We start from the raw sequence: 14733 nt of genomic DNA on the forward strand, positions 1-14733 counted from the left end.
CATAAGGGTATTTTTTATGTGTATTATAATTATATCTTTGTGTATTATAATTATGTTTCATTTGGTAATTATTTATATCATGTTATCAATTATTCTTTGAAGCATTTGTAGATAGCTTGCCTTATTTATATCTTTAGTATTTACCAATTCCACTTCGCCTATTACTTTTTTATCTTTACATATCTTTATCTTTCCTAAAACAGTTCCCTTTTTAATTGGCATTTTAGGATTTTTTACTATTTCAATTTTCTTTTCAAATTCTTTAGAGCTTCCTTTTTTAATAAGAGCATTTAAATCTTCCTTAGCAACCAATTTAACTTTGTTTTCATCAGCCTTATCCAATGTAAGTGTTGCTATATTATCTCCTTTACTACATAACTTAACACTTTCATAATTAGCAAATCCATAGTTTAAAAGGCTAGATGCATCATTAAATCTTTCTGGAGAAGTCTCTGCTCCCAAAGTTGCTGCAACTAAATGAGTATTACCTCTCTTTGCAGATGCTGATAAACAGTATTTTGCTTCTTGAGTAAACCCAGTTTTAACACCAGTTGCTCCCTGATAGTGTTTTATAAGTTTATTAGTATTTGCAAGACCTACTGTAACTTGTTTTTTCCCTACTACAACCTTATCCATCCATGTAGTTAAGTATTTACTTATCATTTCATGTTTTAACAGTTCTCTAGACATTAGAGCTATATCATGAGCAGATGTATAGTGATTTGCAACTGGAAGTCCATTTGTATTTGCAAAATGAGTGTCATTCATATTTAACTCTTTTGCCTTAGCATTCATTCTATCAACAAATCCTTCAACACTTCCAGCTAAATGTTCAGCCATAGCAACACAAGCATCATTTGCAGAAGCAACAGCTATACCCTTTAATAACGTATCAACCTTTTGTGTTTCTCCTGGCTCTAAGAATATCTGACTACCACCCATACTAGATGCAGTTTCACTTACTTGAACTTCATCATCAAGCTTAATATCGCCTGAATCTAAAGCTTCTACAATAAGTAACATTGTCATTACCTTTGTTACACTGGCAGGAGGAAGCTTTTTATGAGCATCCTTTTCATATAAAATTTGTCCACTACCAACATCCATCAAAATTGCTGATTTTGAAGATATATTTAGTTGGTTGGCATCAGCATTTTCTTTATTATTTGCAAAAGAAAAACTCAAAGGAGTAAATGCAAGTAATATAGCCAAAGCAGTACTAGCTAATTTTTTCATCGATGTCACCTCTTAAAGTTTATTTAAACTTATTTTCTCACATTTAACTTTTTTTATTCTAAATGCCTAGATATACCTTGACCTAAATTTTTTTTCTTCTCAAGTTTTTTAAAGTAACCTTCTAAAACACCTTTATTAGATGCATTTTCTATTATTTCAAAGGCATCTTCATAATTCATTCCATATTCTCCTGCTATTTCCATCTTTGTTTGTTTTAACGCTTTTATAGCATTTTGTCTTGAGATATTATCCATAAAAAACCTCCTATTAGTAAAATTTATATATAAGTAGTTTTTACTAATAAAAGATTGTTATAATTGGTATTTTATGTAATATACATATTTTTAATGTCAAAAATTAAAAAGACCTCTTGTAATTCTTAAGATAGTATCAATTGGATTTTTGATATTATTTTAAAAATTACAAGAGGTCTAATTTTCAATTTTATGATTTTTTATATTACACTTCCATTATTATAGGAAGTATCATTGGATTTCGTTTAGTTTTTTGATATAAATATTCTTTTAAGTTTTCTTTGATATTATTCTTTAAATAAGCCCACTCTTTAATATTTTTCTCTTCACATTCATTTAGAACATTCTTAATTATATCTTTTGCTCCATCCATTAAGTCTTCTGACTCTCTTACATATACAAAGCCTCTAGAAATTATATCTGGACCTGCTAGAACTTTACCCTCATCCTTAGAAATAGTTACTACAACTATCATAAGACCATCTTCTGATAAATGCTTTCTATCTCTTAAAACTATGTTACCTACATCGCCTACTCCTAGTCCATCAACTAATATATTTCCTGTTTGTATACGATTTGCTACTTTAGCAGAGTTTTTATCTAATTCTAAAACATCTCCTGTTTGCATAACAAAAATATTTTCTTTGTCCATACCGAGCTGTTCAGCTATTTCGGCATGTCTTTTTAACATTCTGTATTCACCATGAGCTGGCATAAAAAACTTTGGTCTAACTAATGCATGTATAAGTTTTAATTCTTCTTGACAGGCATGTCCAGAAACATGTATATCAGCTATATCACTGTATACTACTTCTGCTCCTTTTTCAAATAAGAAATTGATTACTCTTGATATTAATTTTTCATTTCCTGGTATTGGATGAGCAGATATTATAACTAAATCGCCACTCTTTATTTCTACTTTTTTGTGCTCTGAAAAAGCCATTCTAGCAAGAGCTGACATAGGTTCACCTTGTGAACCAGTTGTTATTATCACTAATTCACTGTCTTCATATTTACATATATCATTTAAATCTACAAGCATATTATCAGAAATATCTAAATATCCTAATTCTTTTGCAACTCCAACTACATTTACCATTGAGCGACCTGATATAGCAACTTTTCTATTAAACTTCTCAGCAGTATTTATTATTTGTTGTAATCTGTGTATGTTGGATGCAAAGGTAGCAACTATAATTCTTCTACCATTTCCTTTTGCAAATAATTCGTCAAGACCTACTCCAACAGTCTTTTCAGACATAGTAAATCCTGGCTTTTCTGCATTAGTACTATCAGCCAACATTAAAAGAACTCCTTTTTTGCTTAACTCACAGATTCTATGCATATCCATAACATCTCCATCAATAGGAGTTAAATCAATCTTAAAATCTCCTGTATGGTATATTATACCTTGGTCTGTGTGTATTGCAATAGAGTAAGCATCTGGTATACTATGGTTATTTTTCAAAAACTCTACTTCCATGTTATCAAGCTTTATAACTTGTCTTGGACCTATGACATTTAACTTAACGTTATTCATCTTATGTTCTTTAAGTTTTACTTGTATAAGACCTATACTAAGTCTCGCTCCATACACAGGCACATTTATTTTCTTCAATATATATGGAAGAGCCCCTATATGGTCTTCATGTCCATGTGTAATGAATATACCCTTTATTTTATCCCTATTTTTGACTAAATAAGTTATATCTGGTATAACTATATCTACCCCTAACATTTCATCTTCTGGAAAACTAAGTCCAGCATCTATAACAATTATTTCATCTTTATACTCAACAACAGTCATATTTTTCCCAACTTCGTTAAGTCCACCCAAGGCCATTACCTTTATCTTGTTGGTGTTCTTTTTGAACAATTGCATCATCTCCTTCTGTCTATTTAATTTTTTAACACGTTCTACAATCCTAAATAATATCAAATCACGCACTCGCTACCAGTTATTCTTATTGTACCATAATTCGTATCATATTTTAAGCTATATTTAAAATACATTTAACGTATTATTTTGACAAACCTATTTTATTTTGATATCCTCTAAATATTATATGATTTAATATCGGATATTTTAGGAGGATTTATGCGTGGTAAAACTCATTGTGCAATAGGAATCTTAACAGCCATCCAGACATCTTTAATATTTAAAATTCCTATATCTTTAGTTGATATTTTAGTTTCAGCTACTTTTGCTGTACTGCCCGATTTGGATAAATCTAATTCTATGGTCTCAAATTTCATTCTAAAAAACAATATATCCAAATATATATATAGAATTTTTATATATACTATTAATATTATTATTTTCTTTATTTCAATAAATATAAATGATAATTTTTATTTAAGTGCAATAATCACATTTATTGCAATTATAATTATTGAGGCAAAACTAACCCACACATTTCTTAGAAAAGTTTTTCTATCATTAATATTTATACTATTAGCTATATGCTTATACATCATAGAAGTTGAAATATATTTTACAATTTTTTGTCTAATGTTGTCAATTTTTCCCTGGTTAAAGCACAGAAGCTTTTCTCATAGCATATTTGCAACTATAATAATATATTTTTTACTAAAACAGATAGAATTAATCACTAATATTAATAATTTATCTTTTTATGGTACACTTGGTTATGCAAGTCATATGTTTTTAGGAGATTTATTTACAAAACAAGGGATACCAATTTTTTATCCACTAAGCGAAAAGAAAATTTCTTTAGGATTTTTAACTGTTGGTGGACCGTTTAGTAATTTTATAGAAAAATCATTCATTTTTGTACTTATAGGATTAATTATATTTTCAATATTAAAACTATAAACACTTTGAAAACTATATACTCATACTTTAAAGTGGATTCATAATAAAAAATGGAAGAATAGCATAGAATATAAAAGTTCTATACTATTCTTCCATCGACATTAAGCAATAGAAGTTTACTCTTCTGATTCGCTTACTCCATTACACTCGTCACATAGTCCATAAAATTTAACATCATGATCAAGTATTTTAAATTTGTACAATAATTGTATCTCTTTTTCTATATTGTCTAAAAGGTCTTCTTTAGCTTCCATTATCTTTCCACAATTTTTACAAATAAGATGATGATGATTATGACAGTCTTCTTTATGCAGACTAATCTCATATCTTATACACCCATCGTCTAAGTTTAGTTTTGATATTAATCCTATTTCATCCAACAACTGCATTGTTCTATATACAGTAGCTAAACCTATTTCAGGACAGTCAACCCTAACTAAATCATAGATTTCTTCACTACTTAGATGTGAATGGTCATGTTTAAGCAATATTTCAACTATTGCTCTTCTTTGTGGCGTAATCTTAAAACCAGTTTCTTTTAACTTGTCTTTTAACAAATCCATTGTATTTGCCATAACATCACCCTTACTATTTTCAATTGATAATCTTTATTAAATAATATTGTAATTGATAATTCATTTTTTGTCAAGACATTTGAAAAAATTTAATTTATTCTCATAATATAAATATATACCCATAAAAGATATATTATTCACCAAAATCCATAAATTTTTTGATTTTTTTAATAAAAAACAAAAAAACAGATATATACTATAAATGCTTTTTACAATTAATAAGTCTTAATTAAAGCAAATATAATAAATACCTGATTTTTTATATACAAACTTAACTCCCTATCTAGTTAAGACCATTTGATTCATCTTCATCGTAATTTAGGCCCTCTTCTTCCATTATAGCAGTATATACAGCTACAACAGTTTCATATTCCTCATCACTTTCTAAAGGTATTAAGATTTCCCCTTCTTCATCCTCATCAATTCTAAAGATTAAAGCTTCTTCAGCTTCTTCATCATCTAAAGGCATTAATATTGCATATTCTTTTCCTTCTGCTTCTAATGTTAATATTATTTCAAATTGGCTTTCAACACCATTTTCGTCTATTAAATTTATTATATTTTCTTCCATAATGTCATTCACCTCAAATTTATTTTTATTTTTATTATTTATATTATATATCATAAGTATTCAATTTTATAGTTCTTTTATGAATTTATTTTAAAATCTAAATATCCTTGCAAAATTATTACTGCTGCTAACATATCTATAACCTTTTTTCTTTTTTGTCTACTAACATCTGCCTCTAATAAGGACCTCTCTGCTGCTACTGTAGAAAGTCTCTCATCCCAAAACTCTACATCAAGACCTGTTTCTTCTTTTACTAGCTCACAAAACTTGATTACTTTTTCTCCTTGTGGACCTAAAGTTCCATTCATATTTTTTGGTAATCCTGATACAATTTTATTTACTTGCTTTTCTTTTATTATAGCTTTTATTTCTTCAATATCTTTTTTCTTACCTACTCTTTTTATTGTTTTTAGACCTTGCGCAGTTAATCCCATTAAATCACTCACAGCAACTCCAATAGTTTTATCACCAACATCAAGACCCATTATTCTTCCATCTAACATAGTTCCTCCTTTATCTATTTATATTCCATAGATTAAATACATATTATCAATCATAAAAATTGCAATATGATTTTTTATGTAAGCATCCAGTTTACATTAATAATCATATTGCATTTTTTATTTAAATCGTATACTAACAGTAAAAAATTTTTTAGTTATTTTTTTCAAATATTATCATATTTATACTTATTATTATAAGTGGTATAAGTATATATATAGATGCTGTAGATGCAGCAACTATTCCAGAATCATTAACTAAAAGGGTGATTATACAACCAACCATAGATGCAATAAACCCTTTAAATAAGATTGGGAAGTTGTTCATTATCTTCCTAAAGTGTCTAGATGGTTTAAATATAAGTACTGCAATTACTCCAATTCCTACAAGTAAAATATTTACCCATACACTTGTCTGTGCTAGTTGTATATTCATTTGAATTTTTCTTCCAAATGTTTGTAATATCTCTCCTGGTCCATTTAGGAAAATTCTCTGTACAAACATACCTAAATGAGATTCACTACCTGAAACTATATCTAAAGCTGCAAACGCACAAACGACAACGACAGCCGAAATAGCTAATAATATAACTTTCTTAAAATCTAATTTAACATCATATATAAGCATTATAAACAATAAATATGCTACACATTCTGATATAGCTCCACCAACATTTGCACCCATTGAAGGATATGCGCTAGTTATAAGTATTGTTAAAGAAAAAATTACAACATACAATTTAGAAATTTTCTTGTAATGTAATAATACTGCTAAACCAAATACTGCACTTGCTATAGTTACACCCTCATATTCATTTCCTACACCATAGTATCTAGCTCCAATAACAGCATCATAACTCATTATGTTATTTTGCATTAAGTATGTCCCAAATACAGAGTCTATAACTATTACTAAAATAGTAAGTGTAGCAAAAAATCCCATGTGCTTTATATCATTGTCTTTAAATAATTTTCTACCTAATAAGTATAGTATTAATGTAGTCGCAAATATTCCCAAAGATATTGAAAGTGGAGTTTTAAAATTCATCAAAGGAGCTAACATAAATGATAGTGGCATTATTATACCTAATTTTATAAACTCTTTAAGCACTTTGAATACACGCTCTTTATGTGGCATATAATTTCTAAAGAAAATTGCAAACATGGCAATTACCCAAGAAGCAGATATTACGCCTACAAAACCATTTATAATAGTTGACCTTATTGAAGATATAGACACTATCCTTTCATAAAGTGATTTTAGATAGCTAACATTGTCCTCTTTATTTACTAAAGTATAACTTCTACCTACCATCTCTTTATTTTCAAGACCAAATGTGCCTAGTATATCTACTCCAACATCTAAGTTTGCAACAATACCAGCCTTTCTTGTTGTAGCAGATTCCAGTAGACCTTTCCCTTCTCCACTAAATTTTATTATTGGAGAAAGTCTTCTCTTATTTTTATAATCTAAGTCGCTCGGAAATGCACTTGATATATAAACAGTGTCATTTTCTCCAACCATAGAAAATACTTGTTCAAGATATTTATTTATATTTTTTACAATATTTTTCTTCATTGTAGCATAAGTATTATCATTTAGATTCAATCTATACATATCTAATCTATATGTATCTCCAAGCTCTACAAATATGGCATCACTATTTTTATAAGATTTTTTAGTTTCATCTAATAACTTATCGTAGTCTGTAGATATTCCAAATGGCATTTTAGAATCTTTTTTATTAATATCATCAATATTACCTGAATCAATCCTCCCATATTGGTCCATAGCCACTAGGCATAAGTTTCTATTTTTAACTAATTGATTATTTTCAATTATATCGGCATTTCCAATTACAGATGTCTTTAAACCATTTTCTGATAAAGTTTTTCCTAATGACCCTAAATTTGCTCCATACTCTCCATAATCAAGATTTTCGTTTATTGATCTATTAATACTTAAATCATTTATTTTTTTGGCTTTTTGACCTGTTGCGGCTTCAAAAGCTTTAGCAGTATCTTGGTCTACTTTTTGAAAATTGATATAGTCTTCAGTAGTTACATCAGCTCTTGTTCCTGCCCCTATACTTGCATAAGACCTTCTATCATCAGTACCTTGATCCCCTCTTATATTCATGAGAGCTACATAACCTCTCTTTTCTATCTCATTTTTTAAGATTGGAATATTCATCATACTTCCAAGATTGGTCCTATTCATATCAATAAATATGACCTTGCCTTTTTCTTCAGCAAAACCATAGCTAGCAGTTGATACAAAAATCATAATGACTACTGCAAACAATGACATAATCTTTTTTCTCATTTATTTGACCTACTTTCTATTCAGATAGTGCGTGATTACTTCTTCAAGTATCTCATCTCTTTCAAATTTTTTAATTATAGCTCTTGCATTTTTATGACTAGTTATATAGCTAGAATCACCAGAAAGGAGATACCCTATAATTTGATTTATAGGGTTATATCCTTTCTCAACTAGTGCTTTATATACAAAATCAATGGTGTCTCCTACACTCATTTTATCTTCTGGTATTCCTTCAAATTTCATAGTGTAGTCTAAGTCTTTTTCCAAATTAAAAACCTCCTTGAGTGAATGTTATTTAACTTGTGTCTTAATAACCTCACTTGCATAGCTTAAAGCTTGGTCAACCTTAGACACATCATTAGCTCCTGCTTGTGCCATATTAGGTCTTCCTCCACCTTTTCCTCCAGCTATTTTTGCAACTTCTCTAACAATATTACCTGAATGTATTCCCTTATCTAATACATCTTTAGTGGCAGTAACTACAAAGTTAATTTTATCATCTACTACGTTTGCAAGTACTACTACACCAGAACCAAGCTTATCTCTTAGATTATCTGCTGTTTCTCTTAGTGTATCCATATCCATGCCTTCAAATTTATTAGTTATCAAATTAACCCCATTTACTTCAACTTTAGAATCAAAAATAGAATCAGCTGATTGTAAACTCATCTTAGCTTTCATATCATGTAATTCTTTAGATAAATTTTTATTCTCTTCTAATAAAGAGCTTATTCTTTGAATTAAATTGTCTTCTTTAGATTTTAAGTTTACACAAACTTCAGAGATAATTCCGTCTCTTTCTTTTAGGTATTCATAAACAGCTTTTCCTGTTATTGCTTCTATTCTTCTTACACCTGCTGCCACTCCACCTTCAGATAATATCTTGAACATTCCTACTTGAGAAGTATTTGTCAAGTGAGTTCCTCCACAAAGTTCTGTAGAATAATCTCCCATAGAAACTACTCTTACCTCATCACCATATTTTTCACCAAATAGTGCTGTAGCTCCTTTTTCTTTAGCTTCCTTTATATTCATAATATCACATTTTATGTCTAAAGATGATAAAATAACATTATTTACTTTTTCTTCTATTACTTTTAATTCTTCATTTGATATAGCTTCAAAGTGAGTAATATCAAATCTAAGTCTTTCTGGAGTAACTAAAGAACCAGCTTGATTAACATGGTCTCCTAATACTTCCTTTAATGCCTTGTGAAGTAAATGTGTAGCACTGTGATTTCTTGCAGCTGCTATTCTAGTTTCTCTATCTACTAGTGTCTTTACTTTATCTCCATTGCTTATTATTCCTGATTTTATTATACCTATGTGTTTTATACTATTATTAGCACCTTTTTTAGTATTTAGTACCTCTAAAACTAAGTTTCCATTAGTTATTAATCCACAATCTCCAACTTGTCCTCCACCTTCTGGATAGAAAGTAGTATTATCTAGTACTATAGATATCTTGTCGCCTTCTTTTGCACTTTGAACTAACTCATCATCTTTGACTATAGCTTCAACAGTTCCTTCACCATAAATTTCACTATATCCATTAAATATACTGTCAACTGTAGATTCTAATTTTGATAGAGGGTCTTCCTTCCAGCTTTCTCCATCCATATTTCCTCTAGCATTTCTAGCTCTTTCTTTTTGTTTTTCCATCTCTTCATTAAAAGCTTCTTCATCTACAGATATATGTTCTTCTTCTAAGATTTCTTTAGTTAAGTCTATAGGGAAGCCATAAGTATCATATAGTTTAAAAGCTTCTTGACCACTTAGGACAGTTTTTCCTTCATTTTTTAATACTTCTATATAAGAGTTTAATATTTCTGTTCCTTGGTCTATAGTTTCATTGAATTTTCCTTCTTCTATACCAACTACTTTTTTAATATAGCTTTCTTTTTCAACTAAAACTGGATATGCTTTATCATTTACTTTTATAACTTCATCTATTAGCTTCTGTAAAAATAATTCTTTTACACCTAATAACTTACCATGACGAGCAGCACGTCTAAGAAGTCTTCTAAGAACATATCCTCTTCCTTCATTTGATGGAAGTACTCCATCACTAACTAAAAATGTCACAGCTCTTATATGGTCAGTTATTATTCTTATTGATATATCATTTTTTGGATTCTCTCCATATTTTACTCCTGTTAACTTCTCAACTGCTTCTAATATAGACTTAATTGTATCTACTTCAAAGATAGTATCTACACCTTGCATGATACATCCCATTCTTTCAAGACCCATACCTGTATCTATATTCTTACTTTCTAATAGACTATAATTTCCTTCTTCATCTCTATCAAACTGAGTAAATACATGGTTCCAGAATTCCAAATACCTATCGCAATCACAGCCTGGTTTACAGTCTGGATTATCACATCCATATTCTTCTCCTCTATCAAAGTATATTTCTGAACAAGGACCACAAGGACCTATACCTATCTCCCAGAAATTATCATCTTTACCAAGTCTAACCATTCTTTCTTCTGGGAAATTCATTTCTTTTGCCCATATATCATAAGAATCATCATCTTCTTCATATACAGTTACCCATATCTTATCTTCTGGTATATTTAACCATTCTGTAACAAATTCCCATCCCCATTTGATTGATTCTCTTTTAAAGTAATCCCCAAATGAAAAGTTACCCATCATTTCGAAGAATGTAGCATGTCTTGCAGTTATACCTACATTTTCTATATCTCCTGTTCTTATACATTTTTGAGATGTACACATTCTTACATTTGGAGGTACTTCTACACCTGAAAAATAGTTTTTCAAAGGTGCCATACCTGAATTTATAAGTAATAAACTCTTATCATTGTTTGGTACTAAAGAATAACTATTTGCTACATAATGACCTTTTGACTCAAAAAACTCTAAAAACTTACTTCTTATTTCATTTAATCCCATCTTTTCCATATTATGTTCCTCCTAATAAATTTTATTTTTTCGTTTAAATAAAAAACCTCGTCCCTATAAATAAATTTATAGGGGCGAGGACAATCGCGGTACCACCCTAATTATCATACAAATTATGATATCTTCGGAAAACCTTAGCTATAACGTAACTACCGTCAATCTCTACTTAAATCCTCCTTACAGAAGATAAATTGTTCAAGATTGCTACTAAAAGGCTGCTTCAAATATTATATTCTAAGGGGTTCCAGCATATTCCCTCTCTCTATAAGACATCAAATATTTTACTACTCCTTATCACTGTATTTGCTTTTTAATTAATATACTAATTATATTACTAAATTTTACAAAATTAATCAATACTATATTTTCATATACAATAAATTTATTTTATAAACTTTATTCTATCTTAATATACTTTATTGTTTATTTTTTTAATTTTTTAGAAGTTTTTATAAACTTTTCTCGATTATTCCTCCACCTACTACAACATCTCCATCATACATTACTACAGACTGACCTTTAGTAATAGCTCTTTGAGCTTCATCAAAAACTATTTTAATAGTATCTTCTCCTATTTTATGGATAGTAGCTGGTGATGGCTTTGCTGAATATCTTATTTTTGCTTGGACTTTTAATGGTTCTTCTAATTTATCTATTGATATAAAGTTAACATTTTTTGCAATAAGTTCTTTTTTAAATAATTCTTCATTATCTCCAAGAACTATAGTATTATTTATTGGATTTATATCTATTACAAACATTGGTTTACCAAAAGTAATTCCAAGCCCTTTTCTTTGACCTATTGTATAATATAGTATACCCTTGTGTTTTCCAAGTATATTACCTTTAGTATCCACAAAAAAACCTTCTTCAATACGTTTTTTAGAATGTTTTTTAACATAATTTGCATAGTCATTATCTTTAACAAAACAAATTTCTTGACTATCAGGCTTATTGTGTACTGCCATACCCATTTCCTTAGCAATTTCTCTTACCTTATCTTTTTCATAGTCACCGATTGGCAATAAAGTATGCTCTAGTTGTTCTTGTGTAAGATTATAAAGTGCATAAGTTTGGTCTTTTTTATCTGTAACAGATTTCTTTAGCAAATATCTTCCTGTACTTTCATCCTTTTCTATCTTTGCATAGTGACCTGTGGCTACATAATCACAACCTATTTGTCTAGCTTTCTTATAAAAATCATCAAATTTTATATGTTTATTACAAGCTATACAAGGATTAGGAGTTTTTCCTTCTAAATATTCATCTATAAAATAATCTATTACTTTTTCTTTAAACACTTCTCTAAAATTTAGAACATAAAATGGTATACCTATTTTATTTGCTACCCTTCTAGCATCTTCAACTGCTGATAAAGAGCAACAACCACCTTCATTTTCAACATCGTCATCATCTTGCCACAATTTCATAGTAACACCAATGACATCATACCCTTGTTGTTTTAAAAGATATGCAGCTACAGAGCTATCAACTCCTCCACTCATACCTATCATTACTTTTTTATTCATAAACAAATTTCACCTCATCTTTTGCATTACTTATTATTATATCATATAGAACAAGCATTGTATTTATTTAAAATATAGCTTGCTCTATTTTCTAAAAAAATAATTATTTTCATTATCTAAATATTATAAATATATATTTTGTTAACTAATTGACTCCTAAAACAAGTTAAAACTATTAATTTAAACAATAAAAAATAGCTATTTTACAAACAGCTATTTTTTATATCTCATTAATACTTCTTTTTAATCATTTTAAACTTTCTAACAACACAACCACTTATTTTTATTCTTCTTCTTGAACATCATGGTCATGAGCATCATCTATAACATATCCATCTAGTTCTGGTATATGGATATTATTCTTTTGAGCGTAATCTATAAGAGCTGCCTTTACAGCTTGTTCAGCTAAAACTGAACAGTGCATCTTTACTGGTGGTAAACCATCTAAAGCTTCTGCAACAGCTTTATTTGTAAGTTCTAGTGCATCTTTTATAGTTCTTCCTTTTATCATTTCAGTTGCCATAGAAGAACTTGCTATAGCTGAACCACAGCCAAATGTCTTAAACTTAACATCCTTTATTACATCTCCATCTATGTCTAAAAATATCTTCATTATATCTCCACATGTAGGATTTCCAACTTCACCTACACCACTTGCATTATCAATTTCTCCCATATTTCTTGGATTCATAAAATGTTCCATAACTTTATCACTATATTGCATTATTTTTCCTCCTACTCAATTTATGTCTATTTTTTACGCTTTATCTTTCTGTCTATTTTACTAAGCCTTGTTTCTTTGCATCATCATAAAGTGGTGACATACTTCTAAGTCTTTCTATAACTTTTGGTAAGTTTTCCAATATATAATCTATATCATCATCTGTTGTAAAATCTCCAACTGTAAGTCTTAATGAACCATGTGCTATTTCATGTGGTAAACCTATTGCAAGAAGTACATGTGAAGGGTCTAATGAACCAGAAGTACATGCAGAACCACTTGAACCAGCAATTCCTAACATATCTAATAATAAAAGTATTCCTTCACCTTCTATAAATTGGAACGCAAAGTTTGCATTTCCTGGCAATCTATTTTCTAAGCTACCATTTATTCTTGTATAAGGTATTCTTTCTAACACACCATCTATTAGCTTATTTCTAAGACGAGTTAAAGTTTCTACATGGTTTTGCATATTTGCTTTAGCTAATTCTGCTGCTTTTCCATATCCAACTATTGCAGGTATATTTTCTGTACCAGCTCTTTTACTTTTTTCTTGTGCTCCACCATGGACAAAGTTATGAAGTCTTACACCTTTTCTTATGTATAAAGCTCCTACACCTTTTGGTCCATATATTTTATGTGAAGACATACTCATTAAGTCTATTCCTAATTCTTTAACATCTACTGGAATATTTCCTGTAGCTTGTACTGCATCAGTGTGGAATAATATCTTATGTTTTTTAGATATTTCAGATATTTCTTTAACAGGTTGTATAGTTCCTATTTCATTATTTGCAAACATTATACTTATAAGTATAGTAGTATCTTTTATTGAATCTTCTAATTGTTTTAAATCTACTTTTCCTTCGCTGTCAACATCTAAATAAGTTATTTCAAATCCATGATGTTTTGCTAAGTATTCACATGTATGAAGTATTGCATGGTGCTCTATTTTTGAAGTTATTATATGATTACCTTTATTTTTATTAGCATAAGCTACACCCTCTAGTGTCCAGTTATCACTTTCTGAACCACCTGCTGTAAAATATATTTCACTAGGTTCAGCATTTATAAGGGCTGCTACTTGTTCTCTTGCTTTATCCAAAGCATCTTTTGCTTCTCTTCCGAATGTGTGAAAACTAGATGCATTACCAAAATAATCTGTTAGGTATGGCATCATTGCATCCAATACTTCTTTTTTAATAGGTGTTGTTGCAGAATAATCCATATACAATCTTCTTTTTTCCATTACAT

Annotated in this window: 13 protein-coding genes and 1 other annotated feature; of the genes, 1 reads left to right on the forward strand and 12 read right to left on the reverse strand. The window is 29.3% G+C overall.

The genetic code is table 11. The features are described 5' to 3' along the window. Positions 1-72: 72 nt before the first annotated feature. From KGF39_RS05515 to KGF39_RS05525, 3 genes are all read right to left on the reverse strand, one after another. Complete coding sequence (locus KGF39_RS05515) at positions 73-1236, reverse strand: D-alanyl-D-alanine carboxypeptidase family protein (RefSeq protein ID WP_003419435.1); 1164 nt, start codon at positions 1234-1236, stop codon at positions 73-75. A 53-nt stretch (positions 1237-1289) separates the two neighbouring features. Beyond that, a complete protein-coding gene (locus KGF39_RS05520; protein WP_021384062.1) occupies positions 1290-1490 on the reverse strand; it encodes a CD1290 family small acid-soluble spore protein in 201 nt (66 codons plus the stop codon). Positions 1491-1695: 205 nt separating this feature from the next. Continuing rightward, positions 1696-3372: a ribonuclease J gene (locus KGF39_RS05525; RefSeq protein WP_227821519.1), complete on the reverse strand. Its 1677-nt coding sequence runs from the start codon at positions 3370-3372 to the stop codon at positions 1696-1698. 216 nt (positions 3373-3588) lie between these two features. Between KGF39_RS05525 and KGF39_RS05530 the strand changes: the two genes are divergently transcribed. After that, entirely contained in the window at positions 3589-4326 is a 738-nt protein-coding gene (locus KGF39_RS05530) for a metal-dependent hydrolase (RefSeq protein WP_054273286.1), read from the forward strand. Positions 4327-4442: 116 nt separating this feature from the next. On the opposite strand, the gene KGF39_RS05535 is transcribed toward KGF39_RS05530, so the two are convergent. The 9 genes from KGF39_RS05535 to nifS all read right to left on the reverse strand — a co-directional run bounded on the left by KGF39_RS05535 (position 4443) and on the right by nifS (position 14728). Further along, positions 4443-4901 (reverse strand): Fur family transcriptional regulator, encoded by a 459-nt coding sequence (locus KGF39_RS05535; protein ID WP_227821503.1) that lies wholly within the window; start codon positions 4899-4901, stop codon positions 4443-4445. 283 nt (positions 4902-5184) lie between these two features. After that, positions 5185-5472: a DUF1292 domain-containing protein gene (locus tag KGF39_RS05540; RefSeq protein WP_009889069.1), complete on the reverse strand. Its 288-nt coding sequence runs from the start codon at positions 5470-5472 to the stop codon at positions 5185-5187. Positions 5473-5549: 77 nt separating this feature from the next. Then, positions 5550-5975: a Holliday junction resolvase RuvX gene (gene ruvX, locus KGF39_RS05545; protein ID WP_054273284.1), complete on the reverse strand. Its 426-nt coding sequence runs from the start codon at positions 5973-5975 to the stop codon at positions 5550-5552. 151 nt (positions 5976-6126) lie between these two features. After that, positions 6127-8298, reverse strand: a complete 2172-nt coding sequence (locus tag KGF39_RS05550; RefSeq protein WP_227821504.1) for a hypothetical protein — start codon at positions 8296-8298, stop codon at positions 6127-6129. Positions 8299-8307: 9 nt separating this feature from the next. Continuing rightward, complete coding sequence (locus KGF39_RS05555) at positions 8308-8565, reverse strand: IreB family regulatory phosphoprotein (protein WP_054273282.1); 258 nt, start codon at positions 8563-8565, stop codon at positions 8308-8310. 24 nt (positions 8566-8589) lie between these two features. Next, positions 8590-11229: an alanine--tRNA ligase gene (gene alaS / locus KGF39_RS05560; protein ID WP_227821505.1), complete on the reverse strand. Its 2640-nt coding sequence runs from the start codon at positions 11227-11229 to the stop codon at positions 8590-8592. 67 nt (positions 11230-11296) lie between these two features. Continuing rightward, positions 11297-11536, reverse strand: a binding site (T-box leader). 142 nt (positions 11537-11678) lie between these two features. Continuing rightward, on the reverse strand, positions 11679-12758 hold the full coding sequence (gene mnmA / locus KGF39_RS05565) for a tRNA 2-thiouridine(34) synthase MnmA (RefSeq protein WP_227821506.1): 1080 nt from the start codon (positions 12756-12758) through the stop codon (positions 11679-11681). Positions 12759-13041: 283 nt separating this feature from the next. After that, positions 13042-13482 (reverse strand): Fe-S cluster assembly scaffold protein NifU, encoded by a 441-nt coding sequence (gene nifU, locus KGF39_RS05570; RefSeq protein ID WP_054273279.1) that lies wholly within the window; start codon positions 13480-13482, stop codon positions 13042-13044. Between the two features lie 52 nt (positions 13483-13534). Continuing rightward, positions 13535-14728 carry a cysteine desulfurase NifS gene (gene nifS, locus KGF39_RS05575; protein ID WP_227821507.1) on the reverse strand — a complete coding sequence of 398 codons (1194 nt, stop codon included), beginning with the start codon at positions 14726-14728 and terminating at the stop codon, positions 13535-13537. Positions 14729-14733 lie beyond the last annotated feature (5 nt).

Source organism: Clostridioides sp. ZZV14-6345 (assembly GCF_020657775.1).
Taxonomy (GTDB): Bacteria; Bacillota; Clostridia; order Peptostreptococcales; family Peptostreptococcaceae; genus Clostridioides; species Clostridioides difficile_D.